The organism is Isoptericola sp. NPDC057653, from assembly GCF_042799955.1.
Classification (GTDB): domain Bacteria; phylum Actinomycetota; class Actinomycetes; order Actinomycetales; family Cellulomonadaceae; genus Isoptericola.
The window spans coordinates 1,016,728-1,034,061 of sequence record NZ_JBHVHP010000002.1 but is presented as its reverse complement, the minus strand read 5'-3'; the positions used below and the strand labels follow the sequence as shown (position 1 = coordinate 1,034,061).

General features: G+C 77.9%; 15 protein-coding genes, 1 tRNA gene and 1 riboswitch. Of the genes, 14 read left to right on the top strand and 2 right to left on the bottom strand.

Going from position 1 to position 17,334, the window contains the following annotated elements; all coding sequences use genetic code 11:
* The first annotated feature begins 17 nt into the window (after positions 1-17).
* The 13 genes from proB (at position 18) to ACFU9A_RS15870 (ending at position 11,137) form a co-directional block, all read left to right on the top strand.
* A complete protein-coding gene (proB, locus tag ACFU9A_RS15930; RefSeq protein ID WP_430576254.1) occupies positions 18-1,148 on the top strand; it encodes a glutamate 5-kinase in 1,131 nt (376 codons plus the stop codon).
* Between the two features lie 190 nt (positions 1,149-1,338).
* A complete protein-coding gene (locus ACFU9A_RS15925) occupies positions 1,339-2,796 on the top strand; it encodes an alpha/beta hydrolase family protein (RefSeq protein ID WP_430576253.1) in 1,458 nt (485 codons plus the stop codon).
* A 43-nt stretch (positions 2,797-2,839) separates the two neighbouring features.
* On the top strand, positions 2,840-4,150 hold the full coding sequence (locus ACFU9A_RS15920) for a glutamate-5-semialdehyde dehydrogenase (RefSeq protein WP_430576252.1): 1,311 nt from the start codon (positions 2,840-2,842) through the stop codon (positions 4,148-4,150).
* 93 nt (positions 4,151-4,243) lie between these two features.
* Positions 4,244-4,393 (top strand): hypothetical protein, encoded by a 150-nt coding sequence (locus ACFU9A_RS15915; protein ID WP_380314886.1) that lies wholly within the window; start codon positions 4,244-4,246, stop codon positions 4,391-4,393.
* 19 nt (positions 4,394-4,412) lie between these two features.
* Positions 4,413-5,030, top strand: coding sequence for a nicotinate-nucleotide adenylyltransferase (gene nadD / locus ACFU9A_RS15910; protein ID WP_430576251.1), 618 nt, complete (start codon positions 4,413-4,415; stop codon positions 5,028-5,030).
* Positions 5,023-6,120 carry a hypothetical protein gene (locus ACFU9A_RS15905; protein ID WP_430576250.1) on the top strand — a complete coding sequence of 366 codons (1,098 nt, stop codon included), beginning with the start codon at positions 5,023-5,025 and terminating at the stop codon, positions 6,118-6,120. The genes nadD and ACFU9A_RS15905 overlap by 8 nt, the downstream gene beginning before the upstream one ends.
* A complete protein-coding gene (rsfS, locus tag ACFU9A_RS15900) occupies positions 6,117-6,563 on the top strand; it encodes a ribosome silencing factor (RefSeq protein ID WP_430576249.1) in 447 nt (148 codons plus the stop codon). The genes ACFU9A_RS15905 and rsfS overlap by 4 nt, the downstream gene beginning before the upstream one ends.
* Complete coding sequence (locus ACFU9A_RS15895; protein ID WP_430576248.1) at positions 6,560-7,249, top strand: histidine phosphatase family protein; 690 nt, start codon at positions 6,560-6,562, stop codon at positions 7,247-7,249. The genes rsfS and ACFU9A_RS15895 overlap by 4 nt, the downstream gene beginning before the upstream one ends.
* An 89-nt stretch (positions 7,250-7,338) precedes the next feature.
* Positions 7,339-7,411: transfer RNA gene (locus ACFU9A_RS15890), tRNA-Ala, on the top strand.
* Positions 7,412-7,561: 150 nt separating this feature from the next.
* Positions 7,562-7,674: riboswitch (TPP riboswitch) on the top strand.
* On the top strand, positions 7,668-8,303 hold the full coding sequence (locus ACFU9A_RS15885; RefSeq protein WP_430576247.1) for an ECF transporter S component: 636 nt from the start codon (positions 7,668-7,670) through the stop codon (positions 8,301-8,303). Its footprint overlaps the riboswitch before it by 7 nt.
* Before the next feature lie 3 nt (positions 8,304-8,306).
* A complete protein-coding gene (locus ACFU9A_RS15880) occupies positions 8,307-9,785 on the top strand; it encodes an ATP-binding cassette domain-containing protein (RefSeq protein WP_430576246.1) in 1,479 nt (492 codons plus the stop codon).
* Positions 9,782-10,480 (top strand): energy-coupling factor transporter transmembrane component T, encoded by a 699-nt coding sequence (locus ACFU9A_RS15875; RefSeq protein WP_430576245.1) that lies wholly within the window; start codon positions 9,782-9,784, stop codon positions 10,478-10,480. The genes ACFU9A_RS15880 and ACFU9A_RS15875 overlap by 4 nt, the downstream gene beginning before the upstream one ends.
* 36 nt (positions 10,481-10,516) lie before the next feature.
* Entirely contained in the window at positions 10,517-11,137 is a 621-nt protein-coding gene (locus tag ACFU9A_RS15870; RefSeq protein WP_430576244.1) for a class I SAM-dependent methyltransferase, read from the top strand.
* Here ACFU9A_RS15870 and ACFU9A_RS15865 read toward each other — a convergent pair.
* Both ACFU9A_RS15865 and ACFU9A_RS15860 read right to left on the bottom strand, forming a co-directional pair.
* Positions 11,118-14,585 (bottom strand): hypothetical protein, encoded by a 3,468-nt coding sequence (locus ACFU9A_RS15865; protein ID WP_430576243.1) that lies wholly within the window; start codon positions 14,583-14,585, stop codon positions 11,118-11,120. The genes ACFU9A_RS15870 and ACFU9A_RS15865 overlap by 20 nt on opposite strands.
* The gene (locus ACFU9A_RS15860; protein WP_430576242.1) at positions 14,582-15,955 is read right to left on the bottom strand and encodes an SWIM zinc finger family protein; all 1,374 of its coding nucleotides are present in this window, start codon (positions 15,953-15,955) and stop codon (positions 14,582-14,584) included. The genes ACFU9A_RS15865 and ACFU9A_RS15860 overlap by 4 nt, the downstream gene beginning before the upstream one ends.
* 135 nt (positions 15,956-16,090) lie before the next feature.
* Here ACFU9A_RS15860 and ACFU9A_RS15855 point away from each other — a divergent pair, with 135 nt between their 5' ends.
* On the top strand, positions 16,091-17,302 hold the full coding sequence (locus tag ACFU9A_RS15855) for an MFS transporter (RefSeq protein ID WP_430576241.1): 1,212 nt from the start codon (positions 16,091-16,093) through the stop codon (positions 17,300-17,302).
* Positions 17,303-17,334: the final 32 nt, after the last annotated feature.

Here is a 17,334-nt window from a genome sequence, read left to right as displayed (position 1 = left end):
CCGGCGAGAATGCCGGGGTGAACGCCGCCACCTCCCGCGCCAGCCTGCCCACGGCACATCGGATCGTCGTGAAGATCGGGTCGTCGTCGCTCACCGGTCCGGACGCACGCCTCGACCTCGGCGCGCTGCGCGCCCTGGTCGACGTGCTGGCCGCGCGGGTGGCGGACGGCGGGCAGGTCGTGCTCGTCTCCTCGGGCGCGATCGCCGCCGGCATCGGCCCGCTCGGGCTCAGCGCCCGGCCGCGCGACGTGGCGACGATGCAGGCCGCGGCCATGCTCGGCCAGGGCCAGCTCGTGGCCCGGTACACCGAGGCGTTCGCCGCGCACGGCCTGCAGATGGGGCAGGTGCTGCTCACCGCCGAGGACACGGTGCGCCGGTCGCGCTACCGCAACGCGCAGCGGTCGCTGGAGCGCCTGCTGGCGCTCGGCGTCGTGCCCGTCGTGAACGAGAACGACGCCGTGACGACGGACGAGCTGACGTTCGGCGACAACGACCGCCTGGCCGCGCTGGTCTCCCACCTCGTGCGGGCGGACGCGATGGTGCTGCTCACCGACGTCGACGGCCTGCACGACGCCCCGCCGTCGCGGCCCGGCGCCCGGCGCATCGCGCACGTGGCCGACCTCGCCGACCTCGACGGGGTCGAGGTCACCGCGCGCGGCAGCGCCGTCGGCACGGGGGGCATGGTCACCAAGCTCGAGTCGGCGCGGATCGCGACGGGCGCGGGCGTGCCGGTCGTGCTGACCAGCGCGCCGCACGTCGCGGCCGCGCTGGCCGGCGAGGACGTCGGCACGTTCTTCGAGGCGACCGGCCGGCGCACGACGGCCCGGCGGCTGTGGATCGCGCACGCCGCGCAGTCCCACGGCCGGCTGCACCTCGACGCCGGCGCCGCGCGGGCCGTCCTGGGCGGGCGGGCGTCCCTGCTGCCGGCGGGCGTCACGCGCGTCGAGGGCACCTTCGAGGCCGGCGACCCCGTGGAGCTGGTCGGGCCCGACGACGTGGTGCTCGCGCGGGGTCTCGTGGCGTTCGACTCGGGCGAGCTGCCGGGCCTGCTCGGCCGGTCGACCTTCGACCTGCGCGCCGAGCTGGGGGAGGGCTACGACCGGGAGGTCGTGCACCGCGACGACCTCGTGCTCGAGCACCGCCGCTGACGCCGCGGCGACGCCGCACCGACGACGCCGCACCGACGACGCCGCACCGACGACGCCGCACCGACGACGCCGCACCGACGACGCCGCACCGACGACGCCGCACCGACGACGCCGCGATGAGTTCGTCGCGGCGGGGCCGTCGGTAGGGGCAGCGGCGCGCGCGGTGCGCGCCCCGGCCCAGGAGGCTCCCATGCGTCGCCCGCACCCCGTCCTCGCCCTCGTCACCTCGTTCGTCGCCGCCGCCGGCACGGTGCTGGCGCTCGCCGTCGCCCCGGCGTCGGCGGCGCCCCGCCCGTCCCCGACGGTCGCGCGGGCCCCGGCCCCGCCGACCGAGTACACGGGGGACCTCGCCGGCGCCCGCTACCGCGTGCTGGTCCCGGACGACTGGAACGGCACCCTCGTGCTGTTCAGCCACGGGCACTACCCGTCGGAGTTCTTCGGCGGCTTCCCGGTGCCGCACCTGCTGGGCAACCAGGAGCTGAGCGAGCAGACGCTCACGGACCAGGGGTATGCCGTGGCGGCCTCCCTCTTCCAGGGCGGCGGGCTGGACTTCGCGGTGCCGACGGCGGTGGCCGACCAGTCGCGCCTCCTGGACTGGTTCTCCGCGCACGTCGGTGAGCCGGCCCGCACCATCACCTACGGGCAGTCGATGGGCGCCGTCACCGCGGTCGCGCACGCCGAGGCCGAGCCGGACCGGATCGACGGGGTGCTCACGGTCGGCGGCGTCATCGACTGGGTGGGGCAGCTCGACGCGATCCTCGACATGAACCTCGCGACCCGCGTGCTGCTCACCGACGGCACCGACGCCCACGGGAACCCGATCGATCTCGTCGACGCGGCGGACCCGCAGGCGAGCCGCGACGCGCTGGTCGCCGCGCTCACCGCGGCGGCGGAGACGCCCGAGGGGCGCGCCCGGATCTCCCTCGTCGCCTCCCTCAACACGGTGACCGGGTGGTACTGGATGAACGAGCCGCGCCCGGCGGACGCCGAGGCATGGGCCCGCGGGCAGGCGCAGTGGCTGGTCGGCGCCTACACGCTGGGGCTGGGGCCGACGGCGCGCGTGCACCTCGAGGCGACGCTGGGCGGCAACCCCAGCAGCACCGACCTGACCCGGCTGCGGACGCGCCTCGCGCGATCGGGCGACGCCGCCCGTGTCCGGGCCGCGTACGCCGCGGCGGGCCTCGACCTGCGCGCCGACCTGGCCGCCCTGGAGGCGGCATCCCCGATCGTGGCGGACCCCGCCGCCCGGGCGGCGATGGTCGCCCACCGGCCGGAGGGCACGACGCCGTCCCCGGTCCTCACCCTGCACACGACGGGCGACGGCGGCGCGCCGCCGTCGGGCGAGCGGTCCTTCGCGCAGCGGGTGCGCGAGGTGGGCCACCCCGGCAACCTCCGCAGCCTGTACGTCGAGCGCGGGGCGCACCTGTCGGTCAGCCTCGGCGAGGAGCTCGTGGCCCTGCGCACCCTGGAGCGCCGGATCGACACGGGACGGTGGCCCTCGCTCGCCCCGCGGCGGCTGAACCGCGCGGCCGCCGCCCTGGGCCCGGACTACCGGGCGACCTTCGAGGTCGTCACCCTGCAGACCTTCGACCACGCCCCCGCGTTCACGCGCTTCGTGCCCCCGCGCGCGCCCCGTCCCTCCTGGTGAGAGGGGGGTCCCTCCGTCGGGCGCGGCATCGTAGTCTCGGGGGATGACCACGACCCTCTCCGAGCAGACGGCCGGCAGCGACCAGGGCGCCGACGTCGCGGTCGCCGTGCGCGACGTCGCGCGGCGCGCCAAGGTCGCGTCCCGCACGCTCGCGACGGCGAACCGGGCCACCAAGGACGCCGCGCTGCGCGCGCTCGCCGACGCCCTCGTGGCTTCGTCCGGCCCGATCGTGACGGCGAACGCCGACGACCTGGCGCGGGGTCGGGAGCGCGGGCTCAGCGACGGGCTACTCGACCGCCTCGCGCTCACGCCCGAGCGCGTGGGGGCCATCGCCGACGCGCTGCGCGAGCTCGCGGGGCTGCCCGACCCGGTGGGCGAGGTCGTGCGCGGCCAGACGCTGCCGAACGGCCTGCGGCTGCGTCAGCTGCGCGTGCCGATGGGTGTGGTCGGGATGATCTACGAGGCCCGCCCCAACGTCACGGTGGACGCCGCCGGGCTCGCGCTGAAGTCCGGCAACGCCGTGATCCTGCGCGGCGGCAGCGCCGCGGCGTCGTCGAACGCGGTGGTCGTCGACGTGCTGCGCGCGGCGCTCGCGGCCCAGGGGCTGCCCGCCGACCTCGTGCAGACCATCGACGCGTACGGCCGCCCCGGAGGTGTCGCCCTCATGCAGGCGCGCGGGCTGGTCGACGTGCTCGTGCCGCGCGGCGGCGCGGACCTCATCCGCACCGTCGTGGAGTCGTCTACCGTGCCGGTCATCGAGACCGGGGTCGGCAACGTGCACGTGTACGTGGACGCCACGGCCGACGTCGCCGAGGCCGTCGAGATCGTCCTGAACGCCAAGACCCAGCGCGTCGGGGTCTGCAACGCGGCGGAGACGCTGCTGGTGCACGCCGACGCGGCGGAGGCGTTCCTGCCCGCCGCCCTGGCCGCCCTCGGCGGCGCCGGCGTCGTGCTGCACGGGGACTCCCGCTCCGTCGCCCTGGCGCCCGAGGCCGTCGAGGTGCTGCCCGCGACCGACCACGACTGGGCCACCGAGTACCTGGCGCTGGAGCTCGCGGTGCGCGTGGTCGACTCCCTCGACGACGCCATCGAGCACATCCGCACCTGGTCGTCCGGGCACACCGAGGCGATCCTCACCCGCGACCTCGCCGCGTCCGAGCGGTTCGTCGCGGAGGTGGACTCCGCGGCGGTGATGGTGAACGCGTCGACGCGCTTCACCGACGGCGGCCAGCTCGGCCTGGGCGCCGAGATCGGCATCTCCACGCAGAAGCTGCACGCCCGTGGCCCGATGGGCCTGGCCGAGCTCACCACCACCAAGTGGGTGGTGCACGGCGACGGGCACGTCCGGCCCTGACGGCCCCGCCGTCGCCCGTCGGCCCCGCTCCCGCCCCGTGAGAGACTGGGCCCCGATCGCACCTGCCGCACCCACGACGCACAGGAGGAACCCGTGCTGCACACCGCCGTCCAGGTGGCCCAGGAGGCCGCCGAGCACGCCGAGACCATCTCCCCGATCGCGATGGGTCTCCTCGCGTTCGGTGGCCTGGTCGCCGCGCTCGTGGTGACGTACGCCTTCCGCAACGTGTCCAACCGCCACTGACGACCGCCGTCCGGCCAGCGTGAACGAGCCGTCGTCGCAGCCGCGCCGTCCGCGCCTGGGCGTGATGGGCGGCACGTTCGACCCCATCCACCACGGGCACCTGGTCGCCGCCAGCGAGGCGGCGGCGCTGCTGGATCTCGACGAGGTCGTGTTCGTCCCCACGGGCAAGCCGACCTTCAAGCAGCACCAGCACGTCTCCGAGGCGGAGCACCGCTACCTCATGACGGTGATCGCGACGGCGTCGAACCCGCGCTTCACCGTGAGCCGCGTGGACATCGACCGCCCGGGGCTCACGTACACCGTCGACACGTTGCGGGACCTGCGCGAGGAACGCCCCGACGCCGACCTGTTCTTCATCAGCGGCGCCGACGCGATCGAGCAGATCCTCACCTGGAAGGATGCCGCCCACCTGTGGGAGATGGCACACTTCGTGGCTGTCACGCGGCCGGGGCACCAGCTCACGGTGGACGGACTGCCCCACGACGGGGTCACGACGCTGGAGGTCCCGGCGCTGGCGATCTCGTCGAGCGACTGCCGTCGCCGGGCGCAGGCCGGTCAACCGGTGTGGTACCTGGTGCCGGACGGCGTGGTCCAGTACATCGCCAAGCACGGTCTGTATCGAGGTCTCGATGAGTGACAACAACCCGTCCCGCCCGCTGACCCGCCGCGAGATCCGCGAGCGGGAGCAGGCGGCCGCCGCCGCGCAGGCCCCCCAGGCCCCGGCGGCGCCGCCGCCCGCGGCCGGCCCGGACTACGGCCGCCCCGCGGCGCCGTCCCCGTTCGGCCCGCCCGCCGGGTCGGCGGGCGGTGCCCCCGCGTCCCGGTTCGCCGCGCCGCCGACCAGCGCTCCGTCGCGCCGGTCGCTGCGCGAGCAGAGCCCCGCGGCGGGACCCGCCCCGGCGCCGATGGTCCGGCCGCCGTCGGCCTCGGCGGGTGTGCGCGGCCTCGACGAGACGGGCCGCCTGGCCCCCATCCAGCGCCCCACCGGGGAGATGTCCCGCGCGGTCGCGCCCGCCCCGGTGTCGCGGCCCGCGGCGCCGAGCGCCCAGGCGGCCCCCACGCGCACCTCGATGCGACGCGACTTCGCTGCACCGCCGGCCGCGCCCTCGCCCGCCCCGACGGGCACGACGCTGCCGCCCCTGTCCTCCCCGGCGAGCGCCGCCCCGCCCGCGGCGACCCCGCCCGCCTCGGTGGCCCCGCGCCCCGACGGGCCCCCGCGTCGTTCGCCGTTCGCGACCACCGGGTCGGACTCGCCGTTCGGCGCGCCGTCGGCGCCGACCGCCGCGCCCACCGCCCGGGCCGCCGCGCCGGCGGCGCCCGCGAGCGCGCCGGCCTCGTCGACGCCCCCGCCGCTGCCCTGGGCCAGCCCCGCGGCGGAGCGGCCCGCCGCCCTCCCGCCCTCGCGCCCGACGGCGGGCGCCGCGCCGGCCGCGCCCGCGCGCCCCGCCGCGTCCCCGTTCGACGCCCTGGTCGCCTCGGAGCAGCCCGTGCGGGCCCGCTCGGCGGCGCCGCAGGTCGAGGAGGACGACGAGGAGGACTGGGACGAGCCCGAGGCGTCCTACACCTGGTTGCACTACATCGTGCTGGTCGTCGTCGCGTTCGTGCTCGGCCTGCTGGTGTGGAAGCTCCTGCTCGCCGGCTCGGACGACAAGAGCTTCAGCACCGACTCCGCCGCACCCGCGGTGACCCACTCCCTCACGACACCCCAGCCTGGAGCCGCAGCATGACCGCCACCCCCCGCGCCGTCGAGCTGGCGATCGCCGCCGCCCGGGCCGCCTCGGACCGCAAGGCGCAGGAGATCATCGCGCTCGACGTGAGCGAGCAGCTCGTCCTCACGGACGTGTTCCTCATCGCGTCCGGCACCAACGAGCGCCAGGTCTCGGCGATCGTGGACGCCGTCGAGGAGGCGATGATCAAGGCCGGCGCCAAGCCGATCCGTCGCGAGGGCAAGGCGCAGGCGCGCTGGGTGCTGCTCGACTTCGGCGACGTCGTCGTGCACGTGCAGCACGCCGAGGACCGCGTGTACTACGCGCTGGAGCGCCTCTGGAAGGACTGCCCCGCCATCGACCTGCCCGAGGACGCGCGGGGCGGCGACGGCGCGGCCGCGGCGGCGGAGTACGGCGACGCCGCGGGCGACGGAGCGATCCGCCTCGCGGGCGACGAGCGGTGACGGCCGGCACGGTCGTCCTGCTCCGCCACGCCCGTACGGCGTACAACGCGTCCCTGCGGCTGCAGGGGCAGATCGACATCCCCCTCGACGACGTCGGCCGGTGGCAGGCGGGGGAGGGCGGCTCCGCCCTCGCGTCGTCGCACCGGGCGACGCGCATCGTGTCCTCCGACCTGGGCCGCGCCCTCGAGACGGCGACCGCGTACGCGGAGGCGCTCGGCGGCGCCCCGGTGCAGACCGACGTGCGGCTCCGCGAGCGCGGCTTCGGCGACTGGGAGGGCATGACGGGCGCGGAGATCTCCGCGCGCTGGCCCGAGGAGTACGCCGCCTGGCGGCGGGGTGCCGAGCCGGCGGGCGCGGGGGCCGAGTCCAAGGCGGCCGTCGCCGCGCGGATGACCGAGGCGGTCGCCGAGCACGCCGAGCAGCTGGACGACGACGCGACCCTGGTGCTGGTCTCCCACGGCGCCGCGATCTCCCTGGGGGTCACGGCCCTGCTCGGTCTCGACCCGACCTCGTGGCGCGGGCTGGCCGGCATGCACAACGTGCACTGGTCGCACCTGCACCGGTCGGGGGAGGGCGCCGTCCCGGCCTGGCGGCTCGTCGCGCACAACGTGGGCGCCGGATACCCGCTGGACCACTGGCAGGCCGGTCCGGACTGGAATTTGGAACCTGACCCGAAGTCTGCCTAAGATATCGACGTTCCGAGGGGCGCAAGACCGGAGGAACACACCGAATCAGACGAATCGTCGGTCGCTCGCGGCCACGAGAGTCGGTTCTCGGGGCTGTGGCGCAGCTGGTAGCGCACCTGCATGGCATGCAGGGGGTCAGGGGTTCGAGTCCCCTCAGCTCCACCCCGACGAGAAGGCCCGGAACCCTCAGGTTCCGGGCCTTCTCGCATGTGCGGGGTCTCGCGCCGGCCCACGCTGCGGGACGACCTTGCGCCCGGCGACCGGTCGCCTAGGGTGGGCTGCGGCCGCGTCGTCGGCCGCCACATCTGAAGACACCCATGACAGGGGAGCGCCGTCGAAGGGGCGCTGAGAGTGCGGGCACGAGCCGCAGACCCTTGGAACCTGCTCCGGTTAGCACCGGCGAAGGGAGTTACCTGGAATGTCCGCGCCCATCGCACGTCCGACCGTCCTCGGGACGGTTCGCGCGAACCTGCGGTACCGCACCGTCGACCTGGTCACGATGGCGATGCTCGGCGTCGCCGTCGGCGTCGTCTTCTGGGGCTGGACGCAGCTCTACCACCTGCTCTCGGCCGGTCTGGTCGTCGTGTTCCCGCCGGCCACCGGCCTGCTCGGCGGCGGATGGCTGCTCGGTGGCGTGCTCGGCGGACTCATCGTCCGCAAGCCCGGCGCCGCGCTGCTCACCGAGGTCGTGGCCGCGAGCGTCGAGGCCCTGCTCGGCGCAGGCTGGGGCTTCTCCGCCATCGTCTCGGGCGTCGTGCAGGGGTTCGGCGTCGAGCTCGTGCTGGCGCTGTTCCTGTACCGGCGGTTCGGCAGCGCCGTCGCGGCGCTGTCGGGCGCCGCGGCGGGCGCCTGCGGCGCCGTCTACGAGTGGTTCGCCTACTACCCCGACTGGCAGTGGGGCTTCCGCCTCGCCTACCTCGGCCTCTTCGCGCTGTCCGGCGCGCTCCTCGCCGGGCTCGGCGGCGCGGCGCTCGTGCGCGCCCTCGCCCGCGCCGGCGTGCTCGACGCGTTCGGGCCCGGCAGGGACCTGGCCGACCGCGCCGCCCGGGGCTGAGGGGTGGCGCGCGCACGGCTGCAGGGCCTCACGTGGCGCCCCACCGGTCGGGCGGCACCCGTGCTCGACGGACTCGACCTCACGGTCGGCGCCGGGGAGCGGGTCGGGCTCGTCGGGCCCAGCGGGGCCGGCAAGTCGACCGTGCTGCACGCCCTGGCGGGCGTGCTCGGCGACCCGCTGCCGGGCGACCTGTCCGGCACCGCGCACGTGGACGGCGTCGTCGGCCTCGTGCTGCAGGACCCGGGCGCCGCCGTCGTCGCCGAGCGGATCGGCAGGGACGTCGCGTTCGGGCCCGAGAACGCGGGCCTGCCGCGCGACGAGATCTGGCGCCGCACCCGCGGGGCGCTCGACCGCGTGGGCCTGCGGTACCCGCTCGACCGGCCCACGTCGGCGCTGTCGGGCGGCGAGCTCCAGAGGCTCGCGCTCGCCGGCGCGCTGGCCCGCGACCCGGACCTGCTGCTCCTCGACGAACCGACCGCCATGCTCGACCCGGACGCCGCGGCCGAGGTGCGGTCCGCGGTGCTCGACGCGCTCGCCGGCACCGACACCTCGCTGGTGGTCGTCGACCACCAGGTCGGGCTGTGGCTGGAGCACCTGGACCGGGTGGTCGTGCTCGGCCCGGGTGGCGTCGTCACGCACGACGTCGCGCCGGGCGCGCTGCGCCCGCCGGGTCCGGGGTCGGAGCCCGCGCTCCGGGCAGCGCTCACGGACGCCGGCGTCTGGCTCCCGGGGGTGCCGGCGCCCACCCCGCTGCCGGTGCCCGCGGCGCTGGTCGCGCCGGAGCACGCCGGGCCCGACGTGACCGTCGACGCGCTCGGCGTCGACCTCACGACGCGCGGCCTGCACGGTCGCACCACCACCCGCGCGCTCGACGGCGTCGACGCCCGCCTCCCCGCCGGCCGCCTCACCACGATCACCGGCCCCTCGGGGGCCGGGAAGTCCACGCTCGTCGCGGCCCTGGCCGGGCACCTGCGGCCCGCGCGGGGCCGCCTCGCCGGGGCGCCCGGACGCGGCACCCGGTCGCGCGAGCTCGCCCGCCGCTGCGGCTGGGTGCCGCAGCACCCCGAGCACGGGCTGCTCGCCCTGCGCGTGCGCGACGAGGTGGTGCTCACCGGTCGGCGGCTGGGCGTGCCGGTGGACCTGGAGGCGGTGCTCGGGCTGCTGCGTCTCGACCACCTCGCCGACGCGCACCCGTTCCGCCTCTCCGGCGGCGAGCAGCGGCGCCTGGCCCTGGCGGCGGCGCTCGCGCACCGGCCTCCCCTGGCGCTGCTCGACGAGCCGACCGTGGGCCAGGACCGGCACACGTGGGCGGCGGTGGCCGGGTGGGCCGTCGCCGCGGCGGGGCACGGCGCCACCGTCGCGGCGAGCACCCACGACCGGCACCTCGTGGGCCTCGCCGACCACCGCGTCGCCCTGCCGCCGGGCAGGCGGGACGGGCAGGATCGGGGCGCGTCCCGCCCGGGGCGGGTGGTGGCGGCGTGACCGGGGTGCTCGGGCGGGTGAACCCGCTCGTGCTCGTGGCGCTCGGGCTGCTGGGGCTGGTCGCGTCGTTCGGCGTGCGCGACCTCGCGTCGGCGGCCGTCGCGCTGGGCGCCTGCCTCGTCTGCGGGGTGGCGGGCCTGCCGCGGAGGTCCGGCGCGCCGGCCCGCTATCTGGCGGTGGTCGTGGCCGTCGCGTCGGTCACGTGGTCCACGTGGCTGCTGGGCGGGCGCGACCTCGAGGTCGCGGCCGTCGCGGGGATGCGGATCGCCGTGCTCGCCCTGCCCGGGGTCGCGCTCGCGCCCCTGGTCGACCCGAGCGGGCTGGCCGACCAGCTGGGCCAGCGCCTGCGGCTGCCCGCGCGGTTCGTGGTCGGCGTGGCTGCCGCGCTCCAGCGGTTCGAGCGGCTCGGCGACGTCTGGGAGCAGGCGTCCCGCGCCCGCCGGTCACGCGGCCTCGGGCCGGGGCGCGGGCCCCTCGACCGCGGGCGGCACGCCGCCTCCGTGACGTTCGCCGTCCTGGCGGCGACGCTGCGGGACGCGACGACGATGTCGGTGGCGATGGACGCCCGCGGCTTCGCGGGAGCGGGGTCGCGGACGTGGGCCGAGCCGGCGCCGTGGGCCCGGCACGACACGGTCGTCCTGGGCGTCGGCGTGCTGGTCGCGGCGCTGCCGTTCGCCGTCCTCGCGGCCGGGTAGACGGCAGGCGCGCACACTGGGGGAGGAGGTGCGCGCATGGACCGACCGGAGGCACGCACGGAGCACGACTTCGACGCCCTGTACGCGGGGGACGTCCCGCCACCGTGGGAGATCGGGCGGCCCCAGCCCGCGCTCCTCGCCCTCGTGCGCCGGTCCGTGCTCGCGGACCCCGTGCTCGACGCCGGGTGCGGCACCGGCGTGCTGGCGCTCGCCGTCGCGCGGGCCGGGCACCGGGTCCTGGGGGTCGACGGCGCGGCCCACGCGATCTCCCGCGCCCGGGAGCGGGCCGCCGAGGCGATCCTCGAGCCACCCGGCGAGGTGCGCTTCGAGGTGGCCGACGCCCGCCATCTCGACCGGCTGGACGTGCGGCCGCGCACCGTCCTGGACTCCGGCCTGCTGCACACCCTCGACGCGGACGGCCGCGCCGCCTACGTGGCCGGGCTCGCCGCGATCTGCCCGCCGGGCTCGCTCGTCGCAGTGCTCGCCATGTCGGTGCACGCCGGTCTCGGCTGGGGCACCACCGCGGACGACCTGCGCGCCGCGTTCGCGTCGGCGGACTGGACGTCCACCGAGGTCACGGACGCGGAGCTCGTCGCGCGGCCGGCCGACGACGAGCGGCACCTGCCGGCGCTGCTCCTCACGACGCGGCGCGCGTGAGCCCCTGCCGCTCGACGGCGGCGAGCAGCGCGCGGGCCTTGGCCGGCCCCACGGCGCGGCCGGGTCGCGCCGCGACCGCCTCCAGCCCGGGGAAGGTCGCGGCGTCGGCGGGGACGAGACCGCGGCGGGCGGCCTCCGCGAGGTAGGGCAGCGAGGCGTCGGCGACGTCGAGCACGCGGGGGAGCCAGCGGGGCAGGGGGCCGTCGATGGCCCCCGCCGCGGCGACCGCCTCGGTGAGCACCGGCCACAGGGCGGGCAGCGTGGCGGGGCGCCGCTCCACCAGGCGGACCATGCGCGCGGGGCTCGCCGCGGGCTGCGTCACCAGGGCGCGCGCGGCGAGGCGGACGCCCGCCCACCCGAGGCCGCCGTTCCCGATCAGCTCGCGCACGACGCGCTCCCCGCCGATCCCGGCGTCGCCCTCGTGGCACAGCATGGACAGGGCGACGGCGTGCAGGGCCGCGCTGCGCGGCGGGATCCCGCCGGGCGGCGTCCGCAGCGGCCCGCCCGTGCCCTGGGTGCGGTTGCGGTGCTCGTGCGCGCGCAGCAGGCCGGCCTCGGCGTCCCAGGCGAGCCACGCCTCGGTGCCGCGCGCGGGGTAGCCGGACGGGTCGGGTTCCTCGCCCTCGGCGCGCACGACGGCGTCGCACTGGCCCTCGCGCTCCAGGTCGTAGGCCCACACCTTGACGACCCGGTAGACGCGCCCAGGGTGGGCGGGGAGCCGCAGGTCGAGCGCGAGCAGCTTCGTGGGGGCGTCCGGGTCCTGCCAGGCGGCGCCGATGCGCACCCCGTCGTCGACGGCGGGGAGCGTCGCGACCCCCGCGGGCCACACGGCGTCGAAGTCCGCGGGCGCGCTCGCGGGCACGGGCCGCGGCGCCGGCGCGGGGTCCGCCTCGACCGGCTCCAGGGGTGCCGGCGGGAGCGCCGTCACGGCCTCCCGCGCGGCGACGACGGCCCGCGAGGACCCCGGCCGTGCGGCGAGCCGGCGCAGCCCGGGCACGGCGACGACCGCCGGGCCGGCGACCCCGGTCGCGACGGCGGCGGCCGCGTCGGGGGCCAGCACGAGCATCGCCTCGGCGAGCTCCGCCGTGCCCGCGAGCAGACGGGTCCGGTCCTGCGAGGCCGCGAGGAGCCCGTCGAGCACGGGCCAGACCACGGAGGCGAGCCCCTCGTCGGCGAGGCGGACCATCGCCGTCGCGAACGCCGCGAGGGCGCGCGGCGTGGTCCGGAGGTCCAGGAACGCCGCGTCGGCGACGCCGGGGCGCAGCAGGCCGCGGTCCCATGCCTCGAGCACGGCGGCGGAGGCGTCCTCGGCGGCGCGGTCGTGGACGCGGCGCTGGGATCCCAAGAGGTTCACGGCACCCGCCGGCCCGAACGGCGTCGCCCGGAGTGCGGCCTGCCGCAGCGTGACGCCGAGGGCCGGGTCCTCGCTGTGGACGAGGCCCTCCACGGCCGCCTCGCCCCAGCCCGGGAACACCGTGAAGGCGTCGTGGCCCGCGTAGCCGCGGGTGTCGATGCGGCGGGGGAAGCCGCGCAGGGAGCGCGGCAGGACGACCTGGTCCGCGCGCCAGCAGTCCCAGCGCTCGTCGCGGACGAGCTCCGGCTCGGGGACCGGGTCGGCGACGTACGCGACGGCGACGGGGCCGGCCAGGAGCCGCAGGTCCCGGCCGCGCTGGCCCTGGACCGGCACCTCGAGGGCGCGCAGCCGGTCGAGCACCTCGGGCGTCGCGGTGGCGACGTCCAGCCGGGTGAGGGCGAGCAGGAGGTCGGCCTCGAGCGCGGGGGCGCCCGCGGCCGCGTAGGCCCCCAGCCGGTCGGCCAGGTCGGCGGGGTCGACGCTCAGGTCCACGCGGCTGGGCGTGGACAGCAGGGCCGGCACCTCGCCCAGCCGCTCGAAGACCGCGTGGTCGCGGGCGCGCAGCACGCCGTGCGCGGCGCCGCTCGCGTCGAGCCCGTGCCCGCCGCGGACCCACGCGTGCACCGGCCCGAGCCCCTGCTGCCAGGACCGCCCCACGCCGCGCAGCGCGGTGCGCGCCTCCTCGGGGTCGCGCCGGGCGACGCGAACGGCCAGGTGCAGGAAGGTCTCGAGGGCGAGGTCGGCGGCGCCCTCCGGCTGCCGGGTGAGCGCGGCGGCCGCGGCGGTGATCGCCGCGCCGGTCGCCTCCGGGGGTGCGAAGCGCGGCGGCGTCCAGACCGGCGGGGTGGGGCGCCAGCGGCTGGGTGCCGTGGCGGCCGGCTCCGCCTGCACGGCGGCCGGAGCGGCGAGGCCCCAGGCGTCCAGCACGGCGCGCGCGGCCCGCGCCACCGCCGGGTCACGGCCCGCCGCGAGCTCGGCGACGCGGTCCCGGACGAGCTCCACGACCTTCGGCCCGGCGCCCCCGTCCGCCTCCGCCCGGCGTGCCGCGGCCGCGAGGACGACGCGCTGCGCCTTCTTGGTGCCGACGGCGAGGGACACCAGGAGGACGTCCCCGAGCGTCGCGTCGTCGACCCCCGCGACCAGCGCGGGCGCGAACGCCTCGACCAGCGGCGCCTCGCCGGTGGCCAGCACGCCGACCAGCAGGTCCGCCCGCGCCAGGACCTCGGTGGGCGTCACCGCGAGGCCCGGGATGCGCGCGGTCGCGGGCGCCGCGAGGACGGCGGTCCACGACCTGCGGTCTCCCGGCCGGACCGCGGCGTCGAGGGCCTGGAAGGCGAGGTCCACCGCCTCCTCCCGGGCGACCCAGCCGGCGTCGACGGCCGCCGCCACGGTCCGCCCCAACGGGCCGGCCGGCGGCAGCCCGGCGGCCACCGCCGCCCGGGCGTGCTCGGCGTACCGGGGCCGCAGCAGGTCCGCCGGCAGGGGCCGCCAGTGTCCCGGCCACTCCTCCGGGGCCCCCGGGAGCGTCGCGGCGGCGTAGGCCGCCCAGTCCCGGAGATACTCGGCGTCGTCCGGCACGTCCAGGCCGAGCCGGTGCACGAGCAGCACCTGGACGCCGCCCATTGTCATCGTCGAGAAGTCGCCCCAGCGCGCGGACGCGGTCCCCGCGCGCTCGACGAACCGGGCCGCGAATTCCGCCCCGCGGGTGGACACCACCCGCGCCACGAGGTCGTCCGACAGGCCCTCGGCGTCCGTCAGGAGCCGGACCGCCCGCGCGGCGTCCACGCCCTGCCGGACGGCGAACAGGGTGAGGAGCTCGAGGTCGACGTCCGTGGCCGCGGCCCAGCCCCAGGCGTCGTCGTCCCCGTCGTGCAGGCTCCCCAGGGTGACCGGGACGTCCGGCACCACATGGCGGCGCCAGGGGCCGCGGCGCAGCCCGGCGAGGGCCGCGCGTCGCTGCTCCGGCGAGCCGAGCGGCAGGGTCAGGGCGTCCTGCGGGTCGGCGCCGTCCCAGCCGAGCTCCCGGAAGATCTCGACCGCGCGGGCGAGGGCGGGGGTGGCCAGGGCGGTGTCCACGCGCGGCACGGAGCTCACGGGTGCGGGGTCCTCTCGTCGTCGGTGCTCCGCTCGGACGGCGGCGCGGCGGCGCCGAGGCGGGCCGCGAGCACATGCTGGCACGGGCCCCTGTCACCGCCGTGCCGCAGGTACCAGGTGCAGGTGCACGCGTCCCGCACGCCGCCGCCGGCCGCGAGGCGGACGCGGTGGTCGCCGCCGCTGCCGCGCACGAGGAAGCCGTCGCCGTCGGGCCGCACGCCCCCTCTCGCCGCGAGGGCACGGGCGGCCCGCAGGCGCGGGTTGTCGCGCTCGGCGCGGTCCGGGTCGTCCGGGAGCTCGCGGTGGAACCAGGCGGCGTCGTGGGCGTCCCACCCCACCCTGCCCTGGGCCGCGAGCACGGCGAGCGCGGCGCGCACGCGGGCCTCGTCCAGGGCCGAGCCGCGGGCCAGGCGCGCGACGTCGACGACGGGCTCGAACGCGAGGAGGGCGCCCACGAGGTCGGCGTCGCCGGAGGCCTCGGGGGCGGCGAGCCCCTCGAGCAGGGAGCCCTCCCCGGAGTGCCCGCGCCACGCCTCGGCGGTCAGTCCCACGCTGACCCGCGCCCCGGGGAGCGCGACCTCCACCAGCGCCGGGCCCTCGCCGCCGTCGGGCGGGCCGTACACGGTGACGCCGCGCACGTGCACCAGCAGCCGCTTGAGCGCGGCGAGGCGGTGCAGGCCGCTCACGTGCACCGACCCCGCCGAGCGGCGCGGCGCGAGCCGCGCACCCGAGGGGGCGGCCGTGAGCCAGCCCGACCGCGCGGTCGAGGTCGCCGCGGGCAGCGAGGCCACGAAGGACCGCGCCGCGGCGCCGTCGAGCCGCAGCACCGGGGCCAGCCCGTGGTGGAGCTCGGCGGCGTTGCCGAGCGCCCGCACCCAGCGCGGCGGCATCTCGACGGGGCGCTCCACCACCTGCTCGTCGGGCGTGGCCACCCGCAGGCCGTCGACCCCGACGTCGAGGTGGAGCAGCTCCGCCCGGCCCACACCGGTCAGGGCGCGCCGCGTGGCGGGCCCGAGGTCCACGTTGGTGGTGCCGGAGCCGATCTCGCCGCCGTCGAGCCCGTCGCCGAGGAGGTCCAGGCGGGCGTAGACGCCGTTGCAGGCCGAGAAGACCTCGGCGCGCAGCCGGTCGCCGTGGGCGGTGAGCACCGGGTCGCGCTGCGAGGTCGGCGCGTGCTGGAAGTACCGGGTGGCGGTCACGTCCGCGAGCGCCACGAGGGACCGGGCGAGCACCTGCGGGTGGGTCGCGAAGCCGTGGAAGAACGACGGGGACGCCTCCGGGCCGCCGGGTGCCAGGCCGGGCGCGAGCGCCAGGGCGAGGCCGGAGCCGTCGAGGGTGGACGCGCCGACGAACGCCCGGGTGCCTGTCATGGCCCCGAGGGTGCCACGAGCCGGTGACGCGCCGGTCGGCGCGTCACCGACCCCGGCCCGGTCACCGGGCCAGGTCCAGGACCCCGGGCTGGGACGGCCGGCCGCCGTCGGGCGCCCGTGCGATAGGAATGGTGCGTGCCGTCCCCGCCCCTCTTCCCGTTCCGCAGCGTCGTCCTGGGGGCGTTCCTCCCCACCCTGGTGCTGGAGATCGGTATCGGCGCGCTGCTGCCGGTCGTCGCGGTGACCGCCACGGGCCGCGGCGCGACCCTCACCGTCGCGGGGCTGGTGGCCGCGCTGCTGCCGCTCGGCAAGATCGCCTTCGACCTGCCCGCGGGCGCGCTCGCGCAGCGGCTCGGGGACCGGACGGCGATGCTGCTCGCGGGGGGTGTCGCCGTCCTGGCGTTCACCACCATCGCGCTCTCCTCGGCGCTCTGGGGGCTGGCCCTGGGCGTCCTCGCCCTCGGGGCGGCGAACGCGGTCTTCAACCTCGCGCGGCAGGCCTACCTCACGGAGATCACCCCGCCGCTGCGGCGCGCGCGGGTGCTGTCGACGCTCGCCGGCGTGCACCGCATCGGGCTCTTCCTCGGGCCGTTCGCGGGCGCCGCGACGATCGCCGCGACGTCGCTCCAGGGCGCGTTCTGGCTCGGCACCGGGTCCGCGCTGGTCGCGGTGGCCGTGCTCGCGCTGGTGCCGCCGGAGCCCCGGGCGGAGGCCCCGCTGCCGCGCGCGGGCGGCGGGCCACGGGTCTCCATCGCTGCCGTGGCCCGCGACCACCGCCAGCTGTTCGCGACGCTCGGCGTCGCCATCCTGCTGGTGAGCGCGGTGCGCGGCGCCCGGCAGACCGTCATCCCCCTGTGGGGCGAGCACCTGGGCCTCGACGCCGAGGTGACCTCCTTGATCTTCGGCGTCTCGGGCGCCCTGGACATGCTCCTGTTCTACCCGGCGGGCAAGGTGATGGACCGGTACGGGCGGCTGTGGGTGGCGGTGCCGTCCATGCTCACGATGGCGGTGGGCCTGGCCCTGCTGCCGTTCGCGCACACCGTCGCGGCCGTCACCGTCGTGGCGGCCGTGCTGGGCGTCGGCAACGGGATGGGGTCGGGCATCGTGATGACCCTCGGGGCCGACGTCGCGCCCGCGGCCGTGCGCCCCACGTTCCTCAGCGTGTGGCGGCTCTTCCAGGACACGGGGGACGCGCTGGGTCCGCTGCTCCTGTCGGCGGGGGCCGCGCTCGGCTCCCTCGCGGCGGGGGTGTGGGCCACCGCCGCCCTCGGCGGCGCCTCGGCCGCCGCCCTCGCGCGCTGGGTGCCGCGCTACTCGCCGCTCGCGAACCTCGTGCGCCGCCGCTAGGGCGACCCGTCGACCGGCCGCTGTTGCGCCCC

Bases quoted from the DNA above. Each gene is read 5' to 3' on its own strand.
- ACFU9A_RS15860 (WP_430576242.1), bottom strand. From the start codon at position 15,955: ATGACAGGCACCCGGGCGTTCGTCGGCGCGTCCACCCTCGACGGCTCC.
- ACFU9A_RS15870 (WP_430576244.1), top strand. From the start codon at position 10,517: ATGGACCGACCGGAGGCACGCACGGAGCACGACTTCGACGCCCTGTAC.
- ACFU9A_RS15905 (WP_430576250.1), top strand. From the start codon at position 5,023: ATGAGTGACAACAACCCGTCCCGCCCGCTGACCCGCCGCGAGATCCGC.
- ACFU9A_RS15925 (WP_430576253.1), top strand. From the start codon at position 1,339: ATGCGTCGCCCGCACCCCGTCCTCGCCCTCGTCACCTCGTTCGTCGCC.
- ACFU9A_RS15885 (WP_430576247.1), top strand. From the start codon at position 7,668: ATGTCCGCGCCCATCGCACGTCCGACCGTCCTCGGGACGGTTCGCGCG.
- rsfS (WP_430576249.1), top strand. From the start codon at position 6,117: ATGACCGCCACCCCCCGCGCCGTCGAGCTGGCGATCGCCGCCGCCCGG.
- ACFU9A_RS15920 (WP_430576252.1), top strand. From the start codon at position 2,840: ATGACCACGACCCTCTCCGAGCAGACGGCCGGCAGCGACCAGGGCGCC.